Origin of the sequence: Kitasatospora saccharophila, from assembly GCF_039529925.1 — a bacterium.
Classification (GTDB): Bacteria; Actinomycetota; Actinomycetes; order Streptomycetales; family Streptomycetaceae; genus Kitasatospora; species Kitasatospora saccharophila.
This window is the reverse complement of sequence record NZ_BAAANS010000015.1, coordinates 80190-102365: the sequence shown is the minus strand read 5'-3', so window position 1 is coordinate 102365 and position 22176 is coordinate 80190. Positions and strand designations below refer to the sequence as shown.

Sequence of the window (22176 nt, the reverse complement as noted above, 5' to 3'; positions counted from 1 at the left end):
CGTCTGGGGGAGCCGGGAGCGGACACCGGCTTCGCGTTGAGGGTCTGAGGGTGGTGCTTGGCTGGTGCGACGGGTGGGTGGTGTCGCGTGGGTGCTGCTGGTTCACGCCCCCTCGATGGGGGACGCCGGAAGACGGCGCGCCGAGGTGGGGAGCCGCGGCGCCGCAGCCGGTGGGAACAAGGTAGTGGCACCCTGTGCCACTCGTAAAGACGCGGGGTGCCAAGTCGTGGCGTGAGCAAGGACACGCGGTGCGGGACGGGCCCGGGCAGGCCGAAGGCCCGCCCCCGGAAGTGGGAACGGGCCTTCGAAACAGCGAGTGATCTGCGGAAACGGCGTGGATTACGCGGAAGTCCTGCCCGCCAGGGCGGCCCTGATGGAATCCACCACCGTCTCCAGCGGTGCGTCCGTTCGGGCGACTGTGATCAGCACCTCACCCCCCGGACTGGCACTCAGTGCGCTCACCGCCTCGGCTTCCCCACCCTCCCCACTGGCACCGGGTGCCAGGGAGGCGCCGCGGCGGCGCGCCCCGCTCGGCGGGGTCGGCCAGAACGTCCCCCGGATCACCCCGAAGGAGTGGTCGAGCTGCGCCTCCACGTCCCCGTGGCCGCCGGCCCGCAGCCAGCGCCGCAGCACGTGGTTGTGCGCCGCGACCACCGCCGCCGCCGACACCTCGGCCAGCATCGAGTCGTCGTCCCCGCCGCGCTGCCAGCCCGGCGGGGTCTGCTCGGCCGCGTCGAACCGGCCCAGCAGGTAGCGGGTGAACAGCCGCTCGTAGCGGGAGACCACCGCGATCTCGCGCTCGCGCAGCGCCGGGACCTGCCGGATCAGCTGGTAGCGGGCCACCGACATCTCCGGCGTGGAGGCGTACATCCGCAGCACCTCCTTGATGCCGCGGCACACCACGTCCAGCGGGTGCTCCTCGGTCTCGGCGCTGGCCAGCAGGTCGGCCACCCGCACCAGGGTGTCGTCGTGGTCCGGGAAGATCGCCTCCTCCTTCGACCGGAAGTACCGGAAGAAGGTCCGCCGGGCGACCCCGGCGGCGGCCGCGATCTGATCGACCGTCGTCTCCTCGTACCCCTGGGTGGCGAACAGCTCCATCGCCGCGGCGGTGAGGTCCTGGCGCATCTGCAGGCGCTGGGCGGCGGCCCGGCGGCTGCCCGGTCCGGACTCCACCCCCGCACGCGGCTGATCGGGCCCGGCGGCCGGCGGCTGCTGCTGGGGGGACGAGGTCTGGCGATCCATGTTCGGAACGCTACACGCACCCGGTGCGGCCCCGGCCGGCCTGCCCCGGCGCACCGGCGCCGCCGTCGGTGCCACGGCCGGCCGCGGCCACCGCGAGGAGACCGCGCCCGCACCCCAAGGAGGCTTCGCCGCAAGCGGGTTGACGCCCCCGGCCGGCGCCGGACGCCCCTGCGGGGCCGGCGCCGGGCGGCCGGTCACCGCCGTGCGTGGTCGCGGAAACCACGCCCCGTCTTGCGCCCCAGGCAGCCCGCCGCCACCAGGTGCTCCAGCAGCGGCGCCGCCGCCAGGCCCGGCTCGCGGAACTCCTGGTGCAGCACCTGCTCGATGGTCAGCGACACGTCCAGGCCCACCACGTCCAGCAGTTCGAACGGACCCATCGGGTAGCCGCAGCCCAGCTTCATCGCGGTGTCGATGTCGTCCACCGTCGCGTAGTGCTCCTGCAGCATCCGCACCGCGTCGTTCAGGTACGGGAACAGCAGCGCGTTCACGATGAAGCCGGCCCGGTCGCCGCACTCCACCGGGTGCTTGCCCACCTTCGCGCACAGCTCCAGCACGGTCGCCGTGACGTCCCCGGCGGTCAGCACCGTGGACACCACCTCCACCAGCTTCATCGCCGGCGCCGGGTTGAAGAAGTGCATCCCGACCACGTCGCCCGGCCGGGAGGTGGCCGTCGCGCAGGACACCACCGGCAGCGAGGAGGTGGTGGTGGCCAGCACCGCGCCCGGCTTGACGACCGCGTCCAGCGCCGCGAACAGCTCGCGCTTGACCGCCAGGTCCTCCGCCACCGCCTCCACCACCAGGTCCGCGTCGGCCAGGTCCGCGTACGACCCGGTCGGCGTCACCAGCGCCAGCGCCGCGTCCCGGGCCTGCTCGGACAGCCGGCCCCGGGCCACCGAACGCTCCAAGGACTTCGCCAGCCGCTCCTTCGCCCGCTCCGCCTTCTCCCGGCTGCGGGCCGCCAGCAGCACCGGGAAGCCCGCCTTGGCGAACACCTCCACGATGCCGGTGGCCATCGTCCCGCTGCCGCACACCCCGACGGCGCGCACCTCGCGCCCCGCCGCCCGCGGCGCCGCGTCCGCCCGCTCCTCCGGGACCACCTTCGACGAGCCCGGCGCCTCGTACGCGTAGAAGCCGCGGCCCGACTTGCGGCCCAGCAGGCCCGCCGCGACCAACTGCCCCAGCACCGGCGCCGGGGCGTGCAGCCGGTCCTTGGACTGCGCGTACATCGCCTCCAGCACGGTGCGGGCGGTGTCGATCCCGATCAGGTCCAGCAGTGCCAGCGGGCCCATCGGCAGGCCGCAGCCCAGCCGCATCGCCGCGTCGATGTCCTCCCGGGTCGCGTACCGGGACTCGAACATCGCCGCCGCCTGGTTCAGGTAAGCGAACAGCAGGCCGTTGGCGATGAACCCGGCCCGGTCGCCCGCCGCCACCGGCTCCTTGCCCAGGTCGCGCGCCAACTCGGCGACCTGCTCGGCCGCCCCGGGGTCGGTCAGCACCGTGCGCACCACCTCCACCAGGCGCATCGTGTGCACCGGGTTGAAGAAGTGCACCCCCAGCACCCGCTCCGGACGGGCGGTGGCGGCCGCGATCCGGGTCACGCTCAGCGCGGTGGTGCCGGTGGTCAGCACCGTCTCCGGCGGGCAGATCCGGTCCAGCTCGGCGAACAGCGACCGCTTCAGCTCCAGGTCCTCCGGGACCTCCTCGACCACCAGGTCGGCCGCCGCCGCGGCGGTCAGGTCGTCGCCGACCTCGATCAGCGCCAGCAGCGCCGCCCGCTCGCCGGCCTCCAGCCGCCCGCGCTCCACCGCCCGCGCGGTGGACGCCTCGATCCGGTCCAGCGCCCGCAGCGCCTGCGTCGGACCGGCCTCCACGCCGATCACCCGACGCCCGCTGCGCGCCAGAGCCACGGCCACCCCGGCACCCATGGTGCCCAGGCCGACCACGGCGACGGTGGGAAAGGGACGCTCCATGTCCAGACTCCTTGTCATGGGCCCGCGCCGCGGCCCCCGCCACCGCCCGGCCGCGACAGCGCGAACCCGGACGGAGGGTGTGACGGGGGAGGGTGTGCCGGCGGCACGGGAGAAACGGGAACGGAAGAACCGAAGGAAGAACTGCGGCGCCCCGCGGTACGGACCGGTCCGCTCCGGTTCCGTCAGCGGGGTGTTGCCGTGGTGCTCAGGCGCTCCGAACAGGTCATGGAACAGCGCCGACGCGCACACAGGAGAAGAGAACGCGGCCCACCGGTGCGGCTCCCGAAGCCCGGCGCTGGCGCGTGCCGACACTGTAGCCCAGCTACCGACGGGTAGGAAGGGGGGAACGCGGCACGCCGTGCCGTCGGCGGACTCATACTGTGGCCGCAGTTGCCGAAGGAGGACACCATGGCTGTCATGACGACCGAGCGCCCGCAGATGGAACTCGAGCAGTTCAGGAACATCGCCGCCATAGCCGCCGAGCGGGAGGACGTGGTGTTCGAGTTCATCAACGGCAGGATCGGAGTCAAGCCGGTGCCCGACGGCGACCACGGGGAGATCATCCGCTGGGTTTCGAAGCGCTGCATGCAGCACCGCCCGGACCTGTGGCTGTACGCCGAACAGGGGCTGCGGGTCGATCGCTACCGGGCCGGACACGCGAAGCCCGACGGCGCGCTCGCCAAGGACGGGGCCTTCGCCGGGCAGGGCGAGTGGGCCGACCCCGAGCAGGTGCTGATGGTGGTCGAGGTGACGTCCTACGACGCCGACACCCACCGGCGCGACCGGGTCGAGAAGCCGGTGGCGTACGCCGAGGCAGGGATCCCGGTCTACCTGCTGATCGACCGGGACGCGGGCGCGGTCACCGTTCACAGTGATCCGCAGGACGGCCGCTACGAGACCGTCACGACGCGCACCTACGGCCACCAGGTCGTTCTGCCCGACCCGGTCGGTGTCACCCTGGACACCGAGGAGCTCAAGCGCTACGCGCGCTGAGACGCCGAACGGCCCGCCCGGAGGGTTCCGGGCGGGCCGTTCGCGCGTGGTGCGTCGGTGCGTCAGTGCGCCATGACCGGGACGGCGTCCTCGGCGTCGGCGCCCTCGGCGTGGTGCTCGGGCTTGCCGGCGTTGATCAGGACGCCCGCGGTGAGGCCGGCCAGCAGCAGGATGCCGAAGGCCGCCCAGATCGCGATGGAGTAGGAGTGCACCTGGGCCTGGAGCTGGAACAGCTTCGGGTCGGTGGCGGCGGCCGCGTGCGACTTCGCCCAGGAGGTGCCGGCGCTGTGCGCGACGGTGCTCAGCAGGGCGGTGCCGATCGCGCCGCCGACCTGCTGGGAGGTGTTGACCATCGCCGAGGCGACACCGGCGTCCCGCGGCTGGACGCCGTAGGTGGCCAGGCTCATCGCGGGCATGAACGCGGTGCCCATGCCGAGGCCCATCAGGACCAGGCCGGGGAGGATCTGCCAGTACGAGGTGTCGACGTCGATCTGGGTCAGGATCAGCAGGCCGAGCGAGGCGACCACGAAGCCGGGCGCCATCAGGTACCGGGCCGGGACCCGGGTCATCAGGCGGGCGCCGATCTGGGTGGAGCCGGTGATCATGCCGACCACCATCGGGAGGAAGGCGACGCCGTTGACCAGCGGCTTGTAGCCGAGCACGCCCTGCATGTAGAGGGTGAGGAACAGGAACAGGCCGAACATGCCGATCACGGCCATGCCGAGCGAGAGGTAGACACCGCCGCGGTTGCGGTCGGTGACCACGCGCAGCGGCAGCAGCGGGGCCTTGACCCGGCTCTCGACGACCACGAACGCGGCCAGCAGCACGGCGGCGGCGACGAACAGGCCGATGGTGCTGCTGTCGCCCCAGCCCTCCTGCTCGGCCCGGGTGAAGCCGTACACCAGGGAGACCAGGCCGGTGGTGACCAGCAGCACGCCCGGGATGTCCAGGCGGTTGCGGTTCAGGCCGACGGCGGGCTCGCGGATGACCAGGACCGCACCGGCGATGGCGACCGCGGCGAACGGGATGTTGACGTAGAAGGTCCAGCGCCAGTTCAGGTACTCGGTGAGGGCGCCGCCCAGGATCAGGCCGATCGCACCGCCACCGCCGGCGACGGCGCCGTAGATGCCGAACGCCTTGGCGCGCTCCTTGCCGTCGGTGAACATCACGGCGAGCAGCGACAGCGCGGCGGGCGCCAGCAGCGCGCCGAACACGCCCTGCAGGGCGCGGGCGCCGAGCAGCATGGAGGTGTTGACGGCGGCGCCGCCCAGCGCGGAGGCCGCGGCGAAGCCGACCAGGCCGACCATGAAGGTGCGGCGGCGGCCCCACAGGTCGGCGACCCGGCCGCCGAACAGCAGCAGGCTGCCGAAGGCCAGCGCGTAGGCGGTGATCACCCACTGGGTGGTGCTGTCGGCGAAGCCGAGGTCTTCCTTGGCGTGCGGGAGCGCGATGTTCACCACGGTCGCGTCGAGCACGACCATCAGTTGCGCGAGGGCGATGAAGACGAGCGCCTTCCACCGGCGCGGGTCCGGCTGGAGGGTGTCAGACATGGAGGTACCCACTTGTGTGTGCGAGGGCGTACGGGTGCTTGCGGGACCGCGGCCGGTGACGGGGGTCCTGCGGGAAGTCGTGGGGGGCGCTGGCCGCCCCGGGTGCCGTGTGCTGGGTCAGGCGCCGGGCGTGAGGTCCTCCAGGGTCGCGGCACGGCCGGGCAGCACGGACGGCGCGGGAGCCCGCAGGCCGTCCAGGAGCAACTGCAGGAGACGCCGGACGTGCGGGTCCAGGTCGAGGCAGCCGAAGCCGGGGAGCGGTCGGGTGAGCTGGGCCATGGCGACCACGATGTCGCCTGCTCCGACGTCGGAGCGGAGCAGGCCGTCGGCCTGGGCGCGGTGGATCATGTCCTCGGTGACCCGCTTCATCTCGGCGCGCGCCTCGGCGAGTTCGGGTTCTTCGAGGTCGACGGAGTCGGAGAGCAGCGGACAGAGCGCGCCGATCCGCTCCTCGGCCGCGGCGTGCGCGAAGCGGCTGAACGCCGCGAAGGAGTCGGGCTCCTCCGCGGCGGCCGCGTGCGCCTGTTCCACGATCCGCTCCATCACGGCGATGGAGACCTGCTGGATCAGCGTCCGGCGGTCGGCGAAGTTCCGGTACAGCGTGGCGTTGCCGACTCCGGCCCGGCGGGCGATCTCGTCGAGCGGGGCCAGTGCCCCGTGCTCGACGAAGGCCTCCCGGGCCGCGGCCACGATGCGGGCCCGGTTGCGGGCCGCGTCGGCGCGCCGGACGGGAGCGGCGGTGGTGACGACGGTCATGGTGCGCTCCCTTCGAGCGGCGGGCCGTTAGTGGGGATCCTCTCCCCGCTTTGTTGCGGACAGATGTCTAAACGGGGAACTGCTCCCCGGAAATTTCATCATTCGATGTGACCTGCGTCACATGCCCGCCGCCACGGACGGGTGACCTCCCGGCGCGCTCCCCCGAACGCCGAGAAAGCCCTGGTCAGGATGGGCCCATGAGCACCGCCAAGCCACGCGCCGAGCGCGCCGCCGAGGCCCGGGTGGCCGCCACCCGGATCGAGGCCGAGGGCGTCGACGGGGTGATCGTCAGCTGGGTCGACAACGCCGGCGTCACCCGGGTCAAGACCGTCCCCGTCCGCGGCCTGGAGTCCGCCGCCCGCTGGGGCGTCGGCGCCGCCCCCTGCTTCGACGCCTTCCTGGTCGACGACTCGCTCGCCCCCTCGGGCAGCCCGGTCGGCGACCTGCGCCTGGTCCCCGACCTCACCGGCCTGCACCGCCTCGCCGCCCAGCCCGGCTGGGCCTGGGCCCCCGGCGACCGCTGGACCCAGCAGGGCGACCCGCACCCCGGCTGCCAGCGCCAGTTCGCCCGCCGCACCGCCGACGCGCTCGCCGACCTCGGCCTGACCGTCCGGGCGGGCATCGAGGTCGAGTGGATCGTCGACGGCGGCGAAGGAGGCCCCGCGTACGGCATGCGCCGCCTGATCGGCAACAGCGACTACCTGCGCGACCTGCTGCGCGCCCTGCGCGAACAGGAACTCACCGTCCTCCAACTGCACCCCGAGTACACCGAGGGCCAGTACGAACTCTCCGTCGCCCCCGGCGGACCGGTCGAGGCCGCCGACACCGCCCTGCTGGTGCGGCACACCGTCCAGGCCGTCTCGCTGCGGCACGGACTGCGCGCCAGCTTCGCCCCCGTCACCGCCCCCGACGGCGTCGGCAACGGCGGCCACCTGCACCTCAGCCTCTGGCGCGACGGCCGCAACCTCGGCCACGGCGGCACCGGCCCGCACGGGCTCACCCGGGAGGCCGAGGCGTTCCTGGCCGGGGTGCTCGCCGAACTGCCCGCGCTGCTCGCCCTCGGCGCCCCGTCCGTCGCCAGCTACCTGCGGCTCGCCCCCGGCCGCTGGTCCGGCCCGCACCGCTGCTGGGGCCTGGAGAACCGGGAGGCCGCGCTCCGCCTGATCACCGGCTCCACGCCCGAGCAGGCCAACGCCGAGATCAAGTGCTTCGACGCCGCCGCCAACCCCTACCTCGCCGTCGGCGGCGTCCTGGCCGCGGGCCTGGCCGGCCTCGGCGCCGCCCTCCGGCTGCCCGCCGAGACCACCGGCGACCCCGACGGCGTCGCCGAACGCCTCCCCACCACGCTCGACCGGGCCGCCGACGCGCTGCGCAAGTCCGAGGTGCTGCGCGCCGCGCTCGGCGAACCGCTCTGGCGGGCCGTCCTCGACGTCCGGGAGGCCGAGATCGCCCGGTTCGCCGACCTCGGGCCCGAGGAACTCGTCGAAGCCGTCCGCTACCGCTACTGAACCGGTCCGTCCCCGCCCGGGAACCCGGTGGGCGCCACCGGGTTCCCGGAGCCTTCACCCGGTACCCCTAGAGTGTGGGCGCCCGGGGGCCGGGCCCGGGGGAGGGAGCGGGGATGTTCTGGGTGGGGCTGCTGCTGTTCGTCGTGGTGGGCGGCGAGGCGGGGGCGGTGGTGCAGGGGGCGACCGAGCTGGGCGACGAGGACGGGGGAGGGATCGCCCGGTTCGTCGTCGGGATCAACCTGGTGCCCTGGACGACCCTGCTCGCGGGTGCCCTGGTGTACGGCGGCCGCCGCCGGCAGGCGGGGCTCGACGCCAAGGGCGCGACGGTGCCCGCGCCCGCCCGGATCGAGGACGTGCGGGCGACGGGCGACGGCCCCGACCACAGGCTGGAACTGGACCTGACGGTGGCTCCGGAGGGACGCCCCGCCTACCGGGTGCACGGCAGGGCCCGGGTCAACGTGATGCACCTCCAGGAGTTCGCCGCCGGGCGGACGCTGGACGTCTCCTACGACCCGGAGCGGCCCTGGCGGGTCGAGGTCCCCGAGCGCTGCCCGGAGCGCGACCGGGTACCGCTGGACACCGCGCCGGAGAGCAGCCGGGTGCGCGAACCCGAGGTGCCGCTGCGCGGGGCGCTGATCGCGGTCCTGGCCGCGGCCGCCGCCGGCGCGGCGGTCTTCCTCGCCACCGGGGGCCTCTGACCTCCCGCCCACCCGGGGCGGCCGAACCCGGCGGGCCCGTCCTTCCGGTGCCGAGCCCGCCGTGACGGGTCCGGCCGTGGTTCGTTTCCAGGGAACGGCGGTCGGGACGGCGGTCGGAACGGAGGCGGTGCACGGTGGCGGCAGCGGGAAGCGTGCTGGTGGGACGGGCCCTGACGAAGGGCGGGGTGGCGGCCGGCTACGACGCCGTGGTGGTCGGCTCCGGGGCCGGGGGCCTCACCGCGGCGGTCTGCCTGGCCCGGCAGGGCCGCCGGGTCGCGGTGTTCGAGCAGCACTACACCGCGGGCGGGTACACCCACGCCTACCGCCGGCGCGGCTGGGAGTGGGACGTCGGCATCCACTACGTCGGGCAGCTGGCGGAGCGCGAACCGGTGCGGGTGCTCTCCGACTACCTGACCGGCGGCGCCCTGGAGTGGGCCCCGATCGGCGACCCCTACGACGAGTACCGCCCGGCCGGCGAGGTGCACCCCGTACCGGTCGGCCCCGGCGCCCAGCGGGCCGCGCTGATCGCCCGCTTCCCGGCCGAACGGGCCGGGATCGAGGCCCTGTTCGACCTGGTCGCCCGCTGCCGGGCGGTGCTGCCGGTGCTCGCGCTCGGGCGCCTGTCCGGCCCGGTCGCCCGCCCGCTCGCCCGGGTGCTGCGCACCGCGGCGGTGCCGCCGCGCGCCCTGCTCCCGGCCCGCGAGGTGGTCGCCGGGCTGATCGGCGACGAACGGCTGCGGCAGGCCCTGCTCACCCAGGCCGCGCTGCTGCTGGCCGACTCCACCGCCCGACTGCCGTTCTTCCTGGTCGCCGTGCTGTTCGAGCACTTCCGCACCGGCGGCTGGTACCCGGTGGGCGGGAGCGCCGCGATCGCGCGCGCCATGCTCGGCCCGATCCGCGACGGCGGCGGCGAGGTGTTCGTCCGGGCACCGGTGGCCCGGATCGAGCTGACCGGCGGCCGGGCCTCCGGCGTGCGGCTCGCGGACGGCACCCGGGTGCGGGCCCCGCTGGTGGTCAGCGCGGCCGGCGCCCGGAACACCCTCACCGGCCTGCTCCCCGACCCGACCGGGGCCCGCACCCGCCGACTGGCCGCCATGCGGGGCGGCTTCCCGTTCGTGGTGCTCTTCCTCGGCCTCGACGGGGACCCGGCGGAACTCGGCCTGCCCCGGCACAACCTGCTGGTGACCGACGGCGACTGCGACTCCTTCTTCGACGGCGACCCCCGGCAGCGGACCAGCGGACTGTTCGTCTCCTTCGCCAGCGCCAAGGACCCGACCTGGACGACCCGGCACCCCGGGCGGTCCACCGGCGAAATCCTCGCCTACGTGCGGCCGGAGCTCTTCGCCCCCTTCCGGGACTCGCCCCGGCGGGACCGCGACCCCGCCTACCTCGCCCTCAAGGCCGAGCTGACCGCCGAACTGCTGGAGCGCCTGCACCGCGAACTCCCGCGCACCAGGGGGCGGGTGGCCCACCACGAACTCGGCACCCCACTGAGCGCCGAACACTTCGGCGGCTGGCCCGGCGGCAGCCTCTACGGACTGGCGAAGGACGTGGCCGGCTTCGGCGACGGCCGCCACCCCGGCCGGGCCGACTGGCTGCGCCCGCGCACCGGCATCGACGGCCTCTACCTGGCCGGCCAGGACTGCCTGGCCGGCGGCTTCCTCGGCGCGGTCACCGGCGGCCTGCTCGCCGCCCACGAAGCACTCGACCGCCCCGGCCGAACCCGCCTGTGGTCCGCCCTGCTGCGCGGCGCCCTCCGCCGGACACCCCCGCCTCCCGGACCCGCCTGACGGGTCCCGCCCCGGCTGCCGTGCTCGCCGCCGGCCTCCGCCCCGGCCGGGTCCGCCTTGCCGCGCGGTGCGCTCGGCCGGCACCCCGCCTCCGGGGCCCGCTTGACGGTTTTCGTTCCGATTTCCGCGCGGTTCTGAACGGCTTCGCCCTGGCTGCCGTGCTCGCCGCCGGCTTCCGCTCCGGCCGGGTCCGCTTTGCCGCGCGGTGCGCTCGGCCGGCACTCCGCCTCCCGGACCCGCCTGACGGGTCCCGCCCCGGTTTCCGTGCTCGCCTGACGGGGTCCGGCAGCCGTGGTACGAAGATCGGATGAAGAGCTACTGGACGGGCGAGCGGGTCCGCCTGCGGGCGGTCGAACCGGAGGACGGGCCGTTGCTGGCCCGGCTCTCGGCGCAGGAGGAGCGGCTCGGTGACGCGCTCGACCCGCCGCGCTCCGTCGAGGGCTGGGCGGCCTTCGCCCGGGAGAAGGCCGCCGCCGACCCGACCGCCGACACCTACCAGTTGGTGGTCGAGTCGGCGGCCGACGGCAGCGCGGTCGGCGCGGTCGGCGTGCACCGGGCCGATGCCCGCAGCGGGCTGTTCGAGTACGGCATCACGGTCGGTGCCGAGCACCGCCGCCGCGGCTACGCGAGCGAGGCGGCCCGGCTGGTGCTGCGCCACCAGTTCGAGGAGCGCCGCCACCACAAGGCCACCGCCCGGGTGTTCGCCCACAACGAGCCCTCGCTGGCCCTCCAACGGAGGCTGGGCTTCACCGAGGAGGGCCGCCTGCGCCGGCACTTCTTCGTGGCGGGCGAGCACCGGGACGTGGTGCTGTTCGCCCTGTTCGCCGAGGAGTTCTTCGCCCGCCACGGCGGCCCCACGCCTATCTGACCACCTCCTGCACGTTTCTGCACGGTTGCGCGCGAGGCAGCGGAACAGGGAGGCCGGCCCCCGGCCCGGGGCCGGCCTCCGGCTCCAGCCCCCGCACCCGGCGTCGTGGTCGACGCCGGGGCCGGGGCGGCTCTAGCCGCGCCGCGCCGCGCCGTTCGCCGCGGCGTTCGCCGTCTTGCTCGTCGCGCTGCCCGCCGCGCCGTTCGTCGCCCGCCCGGCGAACGGGCCGTCCAGTGCGGCCCACTGGAGCAGCAGGACGGTCTTGCCGTCGGCGATCCGGCCGTCCCGGGTCATCGCCAACGCCTCGGCGAAGGGCAGTTCGAGCACCTCGATGTCCTCGCCGTCCTCCTCCAGCCCGCCGCCGTCCCCGGTCCGGTCGACCGGCCGGTAGGGCGCCGCGTAGCAGTGCAGGCGCTCGGTGACCGAGCCCGGGCTCATGTACGCGTCCAGCACGTGGGTCAGCGGGCCGAGCTCGACGCCCAGTTCCTCCAGGCCCTCGCGGCGGACGGCCGCCGCCGCGTCGCCCGCCTCGCCCGGGTCCAGCAGCCCGGCCGCCGCCTCGATCAGCATCCCGTCCGGGTGCCCGTTGACGTAGGCCGGGTAGCGGAACTGGCGGGTCAGCAGGACGGTGCCGCGCGCGGTGTCGTACGGCAGGACGGCCGCGCCGTCGCCCCGGTCGTAGGTCTCGCGCTGCTCGGTGGTCCAGCGGCCGTCGCGGCGGCGGTAGTCGAAGGTGGTGCGGCGCAGCACGTGCCAGCCCTGCGAGGTGAGTTCGACCTCGCGCACCCGCACGCCGGGGTTGCGGCGCAGGTCGCGCCCGGCGCGGTCCAGGCCGGTGCGGCCGCGGTGGTCGGGGAGGTCGATCCCCGGGCGGGCGCTCACGCGTCCTCCTGCCGGGTGCGGCGCGGGAGTTCGGCGGCGTCGTGGTAGACCGGCAGGCCGCGGCGGCGGGCGGTGGCGACGTCCTGGTCGGCGCCGGTGGAGTCGCCGGGCAGCCGGAGCACGGCGTCGCAGTGGGCGAGCAGCCGGTCCGCGGCCGGGTAGAGGACCTGTTCGGCCAGCGGGTCGGTGGGGCCCGCCCCGGCCGAGCGGAGCACCGGCAGGGCGATCCACTCGCCGATCACGGGCAGGTGCCCGGCGGCGAAGACCGGCCAGGCGGCCTCCTCCAGCCGGGCCAGGTTGGCGGCCATCGCCGCCGGGTCGCCGCCGGTGCCGGAGCGGTAGGGGCCGGCGATCAGGACGAGCATGGGGGAGTCGGGGCCGGTGCCGGGGCGGGCCGAGGACGGGATCGTTGCGGTCTGCTGGGTCATGGGGCGCTACAATACATGCAGAAACGTGAAAGAACAGGAGAGAATGCGGATGCTGGCTGCTGAACGGCGCGACCACCTGCTCGAACTGCTGGCCCGGGAGGGCAAGGTGGTGGCCAAGGACGTCGCCGCCGAACTCGGCATCTCCGAGGACAGCGTCCGCCGCGACCTGCGCGACCTCGCCGCCGAGGGCCTGTGCCAACGGGTCTACGGCGGCGCGCTGCCCGCCTCCCCGGCGATGGCGGGCTACACCGAGCGGCAGTCGGTGGCACCCGGCGGCAAGCGCAGGGTCGCCGCTGCGGCCGTCGAACTGATCCGCCCCGGCGGCACGCTGATCCTGGACGGCGGCACCACCGCGCTCGCCGTCGCCGGCCTGCTCCCGCCCGACCTCGACTGCACCGTGATCACCCACAGTCCGACGGTGGTGGCGGCCCTGCTGGAGCACCCCCGGGCCGAACTGTTCCTGCTCGGCGGCCGGGTGTTCAAGCACTCCGCGGTCGCCTGCGGCGCCGCCGCCGTCGAGGCCGCGCAGAACGTCTCCGCCGACCTCTGCCTGCTCGGCGTCACCGGCGTCCACCCCGAGGCGGGACTCACCACCGGCGACGCGGACGAGGCCGCGATGAAGCGCGCCCTGTCCGCCCGGGCCGCCGAGACCTGGATCCTGGCCTCCGCCGAGAAGATCGGCGCCGCCTCCCCGTTCCGCGTCCTGCCCTGGGACCGCGTCGCCGGCCTGATCACCGACGCCGACCCCGCCCACCCGGCACTGGAACGCCTCACCGCCGCCGGCGTGACCGTCCGCCAGGCGCGCTGAGCGGACCGCGACCGACTGAACCGTCGCTGACGGCACGGCTGTTGCGCGGGGGGTGGGTGCGGTGCGTGCCGCCTCGGGCGCGCGGAGCGCCTCGCAGCCTCCGGCGGGCGGGCCGAGCGGGCCGAGCGGGCCGAGCGGGCCGAGCGCACCGCGAACGGCCGAACCCCCTTTTCCGGCAAGGCTGTTGTCCGGTGATCCGGAGCGCTTCGCCGTCGCCGGGGTGATCATCCGCCAGCCGCGCCGGGTGCACCGCGAAGAGTCGAACTCGCCTATCCGGCAAGGCCATTGCCAGTTGTCATGGCCGTCACAGCCGGTCCGGGTGCGGTGTTCCGGCGCCTCGGAGCAGGGTGTCCACGACGAGTGTGGCGAGGGCGTCGGGGTCCGAGTCGTCCCGGCGCTGGGCGGCCTGGTGGATCAGGGCGTAGTAGACCTGCCGCGTCCACGGCACGTCGACGTCGGGGCGCAGGACGCCCGCCTCCCGGGCGCGGACGAACAGCCGCTCGCAGGTCTCCCGCACCTCGGCGTGGATGCGTGCCACCTCCGGGTCGGCGGAGGACGCCTGGCTCATCGCGAATCCCCAACCAACCTTGATCGCAAGGACGTTGGCGGTCGTCCGGTAGAGCGCGACCAGGGGCGGGGCGGTGTCGGGGCGGGCTTCCGCCACGGCTGCGGCGAACCGCCGGGTGGCCCACAGGGCCAGTGCGTCGACCAGTACCTCGCGGGTGGCGAAGCGCCGGTGCACGGTGGTGCGGGCGACGCCGGCGGCCTCGGCGATCTGCTCCATGGTGGCCGCCGGGTCCCGGCCGAGGGTGCGTTCGGCCGCCTCCAGGATCGCCGTGACCGTCCGCTCGGCGTCCGCGCGCAGCGGCCGACCGCCGGCGGGGGCCGCCTTCCCGTGCGGCTTCCCGGACGTGTCCGCCTGTGCCTGCGACTGCATCTCCATGGCGAAAGCATACGCGGATGTCATGGTTCGCCAGCTACTTGCGTCATCAGTGTTGCAAGTTATAGCTTCCATGCATCCCGACTGATGCGGCTCATGCCCTCACGGAAAGGTTGGAGCCCATGGAGTACACCCGTCTCGGACGCAGCGGCCTCTCGGTGTCCCGGCTCGTCCTCGGCACCATGAACTTCGGCTCGCGCACCTCCGAGGAGGACAGCCACGCGATCATGGACCGGGCGCACGAGCACGGCGTCAACTTCTTCGACACCGCCGACTCCTACGGCGCCCGGCCGGGCGAGGGCCTCACCGAGGAGCTGATCGGCCGGTGGTTCGCCCGGGGCGGCGGACGTCGCGACCGGACCGTCCTCGCCACCAAGGCGTACCTCCCGACCGGCTCCGGGCCCAACGAGGGCGGCCTGTCCGCGCTGCACATCCGACGGGCGGTGGAGGGCTCGCTGAAGCGGCTGGGCACCGACCGCATCGACCTGTACCAGATGCACCACGTCGACCGGAGCACGCCGTGGGAGGAGGTCTGGGAGGCGTTCGGCGTGCTGCGCCAGCAGGGCAAGGTGCTGTACTTCGGCTCCTCCAACTTCGCCGGCTGGCACCTCGCCCAGGCCCAGGAGGCGGCCCGGACCCGGCACTTCCTCGGCCTGGTCGGCGAGCAGTCGATCTACAACCTGATGACCCGCTGGATCGAACTGGAGGTGCTGCCCGCCGCCCGGGCGTACGGCATCGGCGTGATCCCCTACTCGCCGCTGCACGGCGGGGTGCTCAGCGGCGTCCTGCGCAAGCAGCGCGACGGGCTCGCCGTCCGCAGCGGCTCGGGGATCTGGGCCGCCGCGCTCGACGAGCGGCGCGACGCCGTCGCGGCGTACGAGGAGCTGTGCGACCGGCTCGGCGAGGACCCCGCGCACGTCGGACTGGCCTGGCTGCTCGCCCAGGAGGGCGTCACCGGGCCGATCATCGGGCCCCGCACGATCGGCCAACTCGACGGTGCGCTGCGCGCGTTGGAGATCCGGCTCGACGCCGACACGCTCGCCGAGCTGGACCGGCTCTTCCCCTCTCCCGCGCCCAACGGCTCCAAGCCCGCCCCCGAGGCGTACGCCTGGTGACACCCGGGCGCCCCGGCCCCGGTCAGTGCGGCGCGACCTCCCGGGTCAGGACGACGACCGGGACCCGGCGCCCGGCCCGCTCCTGGAAGTCCGCGAAGTACGGGGTGCGCACCAACTGCAGCGCCCAGAGCCGGTCGTGCTCCGCGCCCTCGACCACCGAGGCGGTGACGGGGAAGCTCTCGGTGCCGACCTCGACGCGGGCGGCCGGGTCGGCGAGCAGGTTGTGGTACCAGCCGGGGCGGTTGGGCCGGCCCCCGTTGGCCGCGAAGACCACCAGCCGCCCGTCGTCCTCCAGGTAGGTCACCGGCATGACGCGCGGCTCCCCGCTGCGGGCGCCGGTGGTGGTGAGCAGCAGCAGGGGCACCCCGGCGAAGTCGCCGCCGACCACCCCGCCGGCGGAGCGGAACTCGTCGATCACCAGTTGGTTGCGCTGGAGCCGTTCTGACGACACGAGGACACCTCTCGGACGGGCGAACTGACGGACCATCACGCACGCTACGCGTCACCCGCACCTCCGCACACCGGATTTCGCCCGGCGGCTTCGGCGCACCCGGCTGTTCCACGCGTCCGACCGGCCGGCCCCGGCCGACCGCTAGTGCGGGACGTGCCGTGCGCCGAGCGCCCGCAGGCCCTCGGCGAGCGCGGCGCGCCGGTCGGGGTCGAGCCCGGCGGCCAGTTCGGCGTCGGCGGCCTCGGCGGCCTCGGCGCAGCGGGACAGCAGGCGGCGGCCCTCGGGGGTGAGGGTGAGGACCTGGCGGCGGCGGTCGTCCGGGTCGCGGAGCCGTTCGACCGCGCCGAGCGCCTGGAGCTGGTCGGCGAGGGACACGATCAGGCTGGGGGCGACGCCGAGGCGGGCGGCCAACTCCTGCTGGGAGGCGGCGGATCCGGCGTCCAGCGCGGCCAGCAGGCCGGCGTGCTTGGGCTTCAGGCCGAGTTCCTCGACCCGGGCCGCGAAGCGGTCGGCGGCCAGGGCGCCGAGGGTGCCCAGGTTGAAGACCAGTGTGGCGCGGAGGGCGGCCGATCCCTTGACATCGCTCATGCCCAGAATGGTAGCTTCCTCATATCGTTCACGGCTCGAATGATTCACGGGGAGACGAGATGGGCGCACTGTCGACGGCCAACGCGCTGGCCGCACTGATGAGCGCGGGATCGAGCGTGGCGGGCGTGCTCCGGCCCGCCCTGGCGCTGCCCGCGGGCGAACCGGCCACTGCCGGGGTGCACCTGTACGCCCGGGCCTACGCGGCCCGGGCGCTCCCGCTGGGGGTGGCCACGGCGGCGGCGGTGTGGGTCGGCGGGGCGGCGGCGTGGCCGCTGCTGCTGGTCTCCGGCCTGGCCCAGGTGGCCGACTCGGCGATCGGCTTCCGGCAGCGCAACCTCGGCATGGGCATCGGCGCGGGCGCGTGCGCCGTCCTGCACCTGCTCTCCGCCTGTCTGCTGGCCCGGTGAGCGCCCCGGCGGGTGGCGCCACCGCCCTGACGGTGCTCGACGTGCCGGCGTTCGCGGCCGAACTCGCGGTGTACGCGGCAGTCGCCCGGTGGGCCTGGCGCGGGCCGGGCCGGCGGTGGGTGCGCCTGGCGGCGGCGGTCGGCGCGGTGGCCGTGCTCGCCGTGCTGTGGGGGCGGTTCGCGGCCCCGACGGCCGACCGGCCCGTGCACGGCGCGGCCCGGGCGGCGTTCGAGCTCTGCTGGTTCGGCACCGGCGCGGCGGCCGCGCTGCACACGTACGCCCGCCGGAGGCGGTCGGTGTGAGCGGCGCGGCCGCCGGGAACCGGACGGATCGTCAGTTGACGGCGGCCAGGTGGTTCTTGAGGCCCTGGCCGAACGCGGTCGGGGTGCCGTTGAAGTCGGAGATCAGCGACGGGCCCTGGCCGCAGTCCCAGGTGTTCCAGGTCCAGCCGAGGTAGGAGACCTTGGCGGCGTCGGCCCAGGACATCACCTGGTCGATGAAGGAGTGGGCGCAGTCGTTCTCACCGATCTCGCCGACCACCACCGGGACCTGGGCGGCCAGCGGCGCCACGGTCGAGTTCCAGCAGGACTGGCTGGCGCAGGTGTTGAAGTTGTACACGTGCCAGGAGGCGGCCAGGTTGCCCGCCGGGTCGGTCGGCTTGTGGGCGAGCCACTGGCCGAGGTCGTTGGAGTAGGCCAGGCCGCCGAGCAGGACGACGTTGTTCGCACCGGCCGCGCGGACCGAGTTCACCAGCGTCTGCATGCCGCTGACCTGGTAGTTGATGCCGGGGCAGGCGCTGCCGCCGTCCCGCCAGCAGTTCCACGCCTGGTCGATGCCGGAGACGGCGCGGTCCGCGTAGGGCTCGTTGAGCAGGTCGAAGACCACCGCGGGGTCGTTCTTGAAGGTGGTGGCCACCGAGGACCAGAAGGTCGCCGCACCGGCGCCCGGCATCGGCTTCTGGCAGGTCGAGTTGACGTCCGAGCAGCCCGAGGAGTTGCCGGTGTAGAGGCCCTGGGTCCAGTGCAGGTCGATGATCGGGGTGAGCCCGGCGTCCCGCAGCGCGTAGACGAAGTTCTTCACCGCGGTGCGGTAGTTCTCGCCCGCGTACTCCGGCTTGACGTTGGCGTAGCCGTTCCAGCAGTCCTCGTTGACGGGGACGCGGACGGCGTTGGCCTTCCAGCTCTTGATCGCGGCGATCGAGGCGGCGTCCACCGGCCCGTCCGAGAAGCCGTAGCCCTGGACGCACATGAACTCCATACCGGAGCGGTTCACGCCGCGCAGGACCACCTGCTTGCCGTTGGCGTCCACCAGCTGGTTGCCGGAGACGTGCAGCGCCGGGGCCTTGCCGCCACCGGTGCCGCCGCTCGACGAGGCGGAGGGCGACGGCGACGGCGAGGCCGAGGCGGACGCGGACGCCGAAGGGGAAGGGGAGGCCGAAGCGGACGGCGAGGGGGAGGGGGAGGGGGACGGCGAGGGGCTCGCCGCGCCGTTGCAGGCCACGCCGTTGACGGTGAACGAGGTGGGCGCCGCGTTGCTGCCGCTGTACGAGAAGTTGGCGCCGGCGGTGGCCGAGCCGCCGGCCGCCAGGGTGCCGGCCCAGGCCGGGGCGGCGACGGTGACGTTCTTGCCGGACTGGCTCCAGGTGCCGTTCCAGCCGGTGCCGGAGAGGGTCTGGTTGCCGGTGTAGGAGTAGCCGACGCTCCAGTTGTCGATCGCGGTGGTGCCCGCGTTGGTAACTTTCACGTTCGCGGTGAAGCCGTTGCCCCAGTCGTTCGTCGTGTAGTCGACGGAACACTGGACGCCGGCGGCGGCCGCGGTGCCCGCGCCGGTGAGGGCGAGGGTGGCCGCGGCGGTCGCGGCCAATGCCGAGACCAGCGCCAGGGTGGTGGTGCGGACGGACATGTCCGACTCCTCGAAGGAGGGGGAGAAATGGGCGCGCTCCCACAGGCCCGCCCCGAACCATAGCCAGGGGCAAGGGAGTTGCCAACCGGCCTCGGCTGCGCACTCTCTTGACACTCCGCTTATGCCTCCCGATATTTGGGAGCGCTCCCACAGAACGGCCCCGTGGACCGCGCCGGAAGGCACCCCCTGCCGACCGTCCGGACCACCCCTGCACGACCGTCCCCGGACTCCCCCACCCACCCCCTCCGAGGAGCCGCCATGTCGTCCCCAACCCGTCACCGGGTGCCTCGAAATCGGGTCTCGGCGCTCACCGCAGCCCTCACGCTGCTCGCCGCCGGCCTGTCGACCGCGGTCGCCGTCCCGGCCTCCGCCGCCGTCGTCCAGTGTTCCGTCGACTACACGACGAACGACTGGGGCAGCGGCTTCACCGCCAACGTGGCGATCAACAACAAGGGCACCGCCGCGCTCAACGGCTGGACGCTCACCTACGCCTACACCGGCAACCAGACCCTCTCCGGCACCGGCTGGAACGGCACCTGGAGCCAGTCCGGCAAGAACGTGACCGTCGCCGCCCCGGCCTGGGCCGGCACCATCGCGGCCGGCGGCTCGGCCACCGCGGGCGCCAACTTCTCGTACAGCGGCACCAACGCGGCGCCCACCTCCTTCGCGGTCAACGGCACCAGCTGCACCGGCGCGCACGCGGCCCCGACCACCACGCTGACCAGCCCCGCCCCGGGCGCCAACTACCAGGCGGGGGCGGCCATCCCGCTCTCGGCCACGGCCGCGGCGGCGGACGGCGCGAGCATCAGCAAGGTCGAGTTCTACGACAACACCACGCTGATCGGCACCGCCACCACCGCCCCGTACACCTACAGCTGGACGGGCGCGGCCAGCGGCAACCACTCGATCTACGCCAAGGCGTACGACAGCCTGGGCGCGAGCAGCGAGTCGACCCCGGCGGGCGTCACGGTGGCGTCCGGTCCGGCGATCAGCGCGACCCCGCTGACCCTGTCGGTCAACCAGGGCAAGACCGGCAGCTTCGCCGTGAAGCTGTCCAGCCAGCCCAGCGCCAACGTCACCGTCACCACCACCCGGACCTCGGGCAACACCGGTCTGTCGATCAGCTCCGGCGCGACGCTGACCTTCACCCCGAGCAACTGGTCGACGGCGCAGACCGTCACGCTCACCGCCGACGCGGCCTCCACCGGCTCGGCCACCTTCACCTCCACCGCCACCGGGTACACCTCCTCGGCGGTCACGGTGACCGAACTGGCCGCCGCCTCGGGCGTGTACAACGACCGGTTCCTGCAGCTGTACAACAAGATCAAGAACCCGGCGAACGGCTACTTCTCGCCGGAGGGCATCCCGTACCACTCGGTGGAGACCCTGCTGGTCGAGGCCCCCGACCAGGGGCACGAGACCACCTCGGAGGCGTACTCGTACCTGATCTGGCTGGAGGCCCAGTACGGGCGGGTCACCCAGGACTGGTCGAAGTTCAACGCGGCATGGACGCTCATGGAGACGTACATGATCCCGGGGCACGCCGACCAGCCCACCAACTCGTTCTACAACGCCTCCAAGCCGGCCACCTACGCGCCCGAGCGCCCGCTGCCGAGCGACTACCCGGCCGCGCTGGACACCTCGATCACCGCGGGCAGCGACCCGATCGCCGGTGAGCTGAAGAGCGCGTACGGCACCGACGACATCTACGGCATGCACTGGCTGCAGGACGTGGACAACGTCTACGGCTACGGCAACGGCCCGGGCAAGTGCGAGGCCGGTCCGACCTCGCCCGGCCCCTCGTTCATCAACACCTACCAGCGCGGTGCGCAGGAGTCGGTGTTCGAGACCATCCCGCAGCCGACCTGCGACAACTTCAAGTACGGCGGCAAGAACGGGTACCTGGACCTGTTCGTCAAGGACAACTCCTACGCCAAGCAGTGGAAGTACACCGACGCGCCGGACACCGACGCGCCGGACGCCGACGCGCGCGCCATCCAGGCCGCCTACTGGGCCGACACCTGGGCCAAGGCGCAGGGCAACGGCACGCAGGTCGCCACCACGGTGGCCAAGGCCGGCAAGATGGGCGACTACCTGCGGTACTCGTTCTTCGACAAGTACTTCAAGCAGATCGGCAACTGCGTCGGCGCCAGCGCCTGCGCGCCCGGCAGCGGCAAGACCTCCGAGCACTACCTGCTGTCCTGGTACTACGCCTGGGGCGGCGCCACCGACACCTCGGCCGGCTGGTCCTGGCGGATCGGCGACAGCGCGGCGCACGGCGGCTACCAGAACCCGATGGCCGCGTACGCGCTGGTCAACGACCCGGCGATGGCCCCCAAGTCGACCACCGGCAAGTCCGACTGGACCACCTCGATGGCCCGTCAGGTCGAGTTCACCCAGTGGCTGCAGTCCAACGAGGGCGCGATCGCGGGCGGCGCGACCAACAGCTGGGAGGGCGACTACGGGACCCCGCCGGCCGGCACCCCGACCTTCTACGGGATGTTCTACGACGAGGCGCCGGTGTACCACGACCCGGCCTCCAACCAGTGGTTCGGCTTCCAGGCCTGGGGCCTGGAGCGGATGGCGGAGTACTACTACTCCAGCAACGACCCGAAGGCCAAGGCCATCCTGGACAAGTGGGTGACCTGGGCGCTGTCCAAGACCACCTTCAACGCGGACGGCAGCTACCAGATCCCGTCCACGCTGTCCTGGAGCGGCAAGCCGGACACCTGGAACGCCACCTCCCCCGGCGCCAACAGCGGCCTGCACGTGAGCGTGCTCGACTACACCAGTGACGTCGGCGTGGCCGGTTCCTACGCCAAGCTGCTGTCGTACTACGCGGCCAAGTCGGGCAACGCGGCGGCCAAGAGCGCGGCGCAGAAGCTGCTCGACGGCATGTGGACCAACAACCAGGACGCGCTGGGCATCTCCATCCCGGAGACCCGCACCGACTACAGCCGGTTCAACGACTCGGTCTCGGTGCCCAGCGGCTGGACCGGCACCATGCCCAACGGCGACCCGATCAACAGCAGCTCCACCTTCCTGTCGATCCGGTCCTGGTACAAGAACGACCCCTCGTTCGCCAAGGTCCAGACGTACCTGAACGGCGGCGCCGCGCCGACCTTCACGTACCACCGGTTCTGGGCGCAGGCCGACATCGCCACGGCGATGGCGACCTACGGCGAACTGTTCGGCGGCTGACCCGGCGGGGGCCGACGCCCCCGGCGGCCGCCGCCACCGACGGCCGATCCACCCCCGGCGGTTGATCCGCCGTCACCCC

Annotated in this window: 20 protein-coding genes; 10 read left to right on the top strand and 10 right to left on the bottom strand. The window is 73.8% G+C overall.

The genetic code is table 11. The features are described from left to right. Positions 1-339: 339 nt before the first annotated feature. Both ABD345_RS13655 and ABD345_RS13650 read right to left on the bottom strand, forming a co-directional pair. Entirely contained in the window at positions 340-1242 is a 903-nt protein-coding gene (locus tag ABD345_RS13655) for a TetR family transcriptional regulator (protein WP_344552278.1), read from the bottom strand. Positions 1243-1436: 194 nt separating this feature from the next. Next, positions 1437-3212, bottom strand: coding sequence for a 3-hydroxyacyl-CoA dehydrogenase family protein (locus ABD345_RS13650; protein WP_344552277.1), 1776 nt, complete (start codon positions 3210-3212; stop codon positions 1437-1439). A gap of 408 nt (positions 3213-3620) precedes the next feature. On the opposite strand from ABD345_RS13650, the gene ABD345_RS13645 reads away from it, so the two are divergent. Further along, positions 3621-4205, top strand: a complete 585-nt coding sequence (locus ABD345_RS13645) for a Uma2 family endonuclease (RefSeq protein WP_344552276.1) — start codon at positions 3621-3623, stop codon at positions 4203-4205. Positions 4206-4267: 62 nt separating this feature from the next. Here ABD345_RS13645 and ABD345_RS13640 read toward each other — a convergent pair whose 3' ends face one another. Then, entirely contained in the window at positions 4268-5755 is a 1488-nt protein-coding gene (locus ABD345_RS13640; RefSeq protein WP_344552275.1) for an MFS transporter, read from the bottom strand. A gap of 117 nt (positions 5756-5872) precedes the next feature. Next, positions 5873-6511 carry a TetR/AcrR family transcriptional regulator gene (locus ABD345_RS13635; RefSeq protein WP_344552273.1) on the bottom strand — a complete coding sequence of 213 codons (639 nt, stop codon included), beginning with the start codon at positions 6509-6511 and terminating at the stop codon, positions 5873-5875. 197 nt (positions 6512-6708) lie between these two features. Here ABD345_RS13635 and ABD345_RS13630 point away from each other — a divergent pair, with 197 nt between their 5' ends. The 4 genes from ABD345_RS13630 to ABD345_RS13615 all read left to right on the top strand — a co-directional run bounded on the left by ABD345_RS13630 (position 6709) and on the right by ABD345_RS13615 (position 11375). Beyond that, on the top strand, positions 6709-8019 hold the full coding sequence (locus ABD345_RS13630) for a type I glutamate--ammonia ligase (protein ID WP_344552271.1): 1311 nt from the start codon (positions 6709-6711) through the stop codon (positions 8017-8019). Between the two features lie 113 nt (positions 8020-8132). Further along, positions 8133-8717 (top strand): hypothetical protein, encoded by a 585-nt coding sequence (locus ABD345_RS13625; RefSeq protein WP_344552270.1) that lies wholly within the window; start codon positions 8133-8135, stop codon positions 8715-8717. A gap of 134 nt (positions 8718-8851) precedes the next feature. Continuing rightward, positions 8852-10507, top strand: a complete 1656-nt coding sequence (locus ABD345_RS13620) for a phytoene desaturase family protein (protein WP_344552269.1) — start codon at positions 8852-8854, stop codon at positions 10505-10507. 307 nt (positions 10508-10814) lie between these two features. Continuing rightward, positions 10815-11375, top strand: a complete 561-nt coding sequence (locus ABD345_RS13615; RefSeq protein WP_344552268.1) for a GNAT family N-acetyltransferase — start codon at positions 10815-10817, stop codon at positions 11373-11375. Between the two features lie 132 nt (positions 11376-11507). On the opposite strand, the gene ABD345_RS13610 is transcribed toward ABD345_RS13615, so the two are convergent. Both ABD345_RS13610 and ABD345_RS13605 read right to left on the bottom strand, forming a co-directional pair. Then, on the bottom strand, positions 11508-12257 hold the full coding sequence (locus ABD345_RS13610; RefSeq protein WP_344552267.1) for an NUDIX domain-containing protein: 750 nt from the start codon (positions 12255-12257) through the stop codon (positions 11508-11510). Next, complete coding sequence (locus ABD345_RS13605) at positions 12254-12622, bottom strand: DUF4406 domain-containing protein (RefSeq protein ID WP_344552318.1); 369 nt, start codon at positions 12620-12622, stop codon at positions 12254-12256. The genes ABD345_RS13610 and ABD345_RS13605 overlap by 4 nt, the downstream gene beginning before the upstream one ends. A gap of 112 nt (positions 12623-12734) precedes the next feature. Here ABD345_RS13605 and ABD345_RS13600 point away from each other — a divergent pair, with 112 nt between their 5' ends. Then, positions 12735-13493, top strand: a complete 759-nt coding sequence (locus tag ABD345_RS13600; protein ID WP_344552266.1) for a DeoR/GlpR family DNA-binding transcription regulator — start codon at positions 12735-12737, stop codon at positions 13491-13493. Between the two features lie 304 nt (positions 13494-13797). On the opposite strand, the gene ABD345_RS13595 is transcribed toward ABD345_RS13600, so the two are convergent. Further along, positions 13798-14436: a TetR/AcrR family transcriptional regulator gene (locus ABD345_RS13595; RefSeq protein ID WP_344552265.1), complete on the bottom strand. Its 639-nt coding sequence runs from the start codon at positions 14434-14436 to the stop codon at positions 13798-13800. A gap of 119 nt (positions 14437-14555) precedes the next feature. On the opposite strand from ABD345_RS13595, the gene ABD345_RS13590 reads away from it, so the two are divergent. Further along, positions 14556-15548 carry an aldo/keto reductase gene (locus tag ABD345_RS13590; RefSeq protein ID WP_344552264.1) on the top strand — a complete coding sequence of 331 codons (993 nt, stop codon included), beginning with the start codon at positions 14556-14558 and terminating at the stop codon, positions 15546-15548. 22 nt (positions 15549-15570) lie between these two features. Here the strand turns inward: ABD345_RS13590 and ABD345_RS13585 are convergent, their stop codons facing one another. Together ABD345_RS13585 and ABD345_RS13580 are read right to left on the bottom strand one after the other, a co-directional pair. Next, positions 15571-15999, bottom strand: a complete 429-nt coding sequence (locus ABD345_RS13585; RefSeq protein WP_344552263.1) for a nitroreductase family deazaflavin-dependent oxidoreductase — start codon at positions 15997-15999, stop codon at positions 15571-15573. Between the two features lie 141 nt (positions 16000-16140). Continuing rightward, entirely contained in the window at positions 16141-16587 is a 447-nt protein-coding gene (locus ABD345_RS13580) for a MarR family winged helix-turn-helix transcriptional regulator (RefSeq protein ID WP_344552262.1), read from the bottom strand. 59 nt (positions 16588-16646) lie between these two features. Between ABD345_RS13580 and ABD345_RS13575 the strand changes: the two genes are divergently transcribed. Then, positions 16647-16994 (top strand): hypothetical protein, encoded by a 348-nt coding sequence (locus ABD345_RS13575; RefSeq protein ID WP_344552261.1) that lies wholly within the window; start codon positions 16647-16649, stop codon positions 16992-16994. Beyond that, positions 16991-17296, top strand: coding sequence for a YrdB family protein (locus ABD345_RS13570; protein WP_344552260.1), 306 nt, complete (start codon positions 16991-16993; stop codon positions 17294-17296). Before ABD345_RS13575 ends, ABD345_RS13570 begins: the two co-directional genes overlap by 4 nt. A gap of 31 nt (positions 17297-17327) precedes the next feature. On the opposite strand, the gene ABD345_RS13565 is transcribed toward ABD345_RS13570, so the two are convergent. Beyond that, positions 17328-18896: a cellulase family glycosylhydrolase gene (locus tag ABD345_RS13565; RefSeq protein WP_344552259.1), complete on the bottom strand. Its 1569-nt coding sequence runs from the start codon at positions 18894-18896 to the stop codon at positions 17328-17330. A 258-nt stretch (positions 18897-19154) separates the two neighbouring features. Here ABD345_RS13565 and ABD345_RS13560 point away from each other — a divergent pair, with 258 nt between their 5' ends. Then, positions 19155-22097: a glycoside hydrolase family 48 protein gene (locus tag ABD345_RS13560; RefSeq protein ID WP_344552258.1), complete on the top strand. Its 2943-nt coding sequence runs from the start codon at positions 19155-19157 to the stop codon at positions 22095-22097. Positions 22098-22176 lie beyond the last annotated feature (79 nt).

Coding starts and splice junctions, on each gene's coding strand:
- ABD345_RS13580 (WP_344552262.1), bottom strand. CDS start 16,587: ATGAGCGATGTCAAGGGATCGGCCGCCCTCCGCGCCACACTGGTCTTC.
- ABD345_RS13615 (WP_344552268.1), top strand. CDS start 10,815: ATGAAGAGCTACTGGACGGGCGAGCGGGTCCGCCTGCGGGCGGTCGAA.
- ABD345_RS13605 (WP_344552318.1), bottom strand. CDS start 12,622: ATGCTCGTCCTGATCGCCGGCCCCTACCGCTCCGGCACCGGCGGCGAC.
- ABD345_RS13595 (WP_344552265.1), bottom strand. CDS start 14,436: ATGGAGATGCAGTCGCAGGCACAGGCGGACACGTCCGGGAAGCCGCAC.
- ABD345_RS13640 (WP_344552275.1), bottom strand. CDS start 5,755: ATGTCTGACACCCTCCAGCCGGACCCGCGCCGGTGGAAGGCGCTCGTC.
- ABD345_RS13635 (WP_344552273.1), bottom strand. CDS start 6,511: ATGACCGTCGTCACCACCGCCGCTCCCGTCCGGCGCGCCGACGCGGCC.
- ABD345_RS13650 (WP_344552277.1), bottom strand. CDS start 3,212: ATGGAGCGTCCCTTTCCCACCGTCGCCGTGGTCGGCCTGGGCACCATG.
- ABD345_RS13655 (WP_344552278.1), bottom strand. CDS start 1,242: ATGGATCGCCAGACCTCGTCCCCCCAGCAGCAGCCGCCGGCCGCCGGG.
- ABD345_RS13600 (WP_344552266.1), top strand. CDS start 12,735: ATGCTGGCTGCTGAACGGCGCGACCACCTGCTCGAACTGCTGGCCCGG.
- ABD345_RS13625 (WP_344552270.1), top strand. CDS start 8,133: ATGTTCTGGGTGGGGCTGCTGCTGTTCGTCGTGGTGGGCGGCGAGGCG.
- ABD345_RS13590 (WP_344552264.1), top strand. CDS start 14,556: ATGGAGTACACCCGTCTCGGACGCAGCGGCCTCTCGGTGTCCCGGCTC.
- ABD345_RS13645 (WP_344552276.1), top strand. CDS start 3,621: ATGGCTGTCATGACGACCGAGCGCCCGCAGATGGAACTCGAGCAGTTC.
- ABD345_RS13560 (WP_344552258.1), top strand. CDS start 19,155: ATGTCGTCCCCAACCCGTCACCGGGTGCCTCGAAATCGGGTCTCGGCG.
- ABD345_RS13565 (WP_344552259.1), bottom strand. CDS start 18,896: ATGTCCGTCCGCACCACCACCCTGGCGCTGGTCTCGGCATTGGCCGCG.
- ABD345_RS13630 (WP_344552271.1), top strand. CDS start 6,709: ATGAGCACCGCCAAGCCACGCGCCGAGCGCGCCGCCGAGGCCCGGGTG.
- ABD345_RS13575 (WP_344552261.1), top strand. CDS start 16,647: ATGGGCGCACTGTCGACGGCCAACGCGCTGGCCGCACTGATGAGCGCG.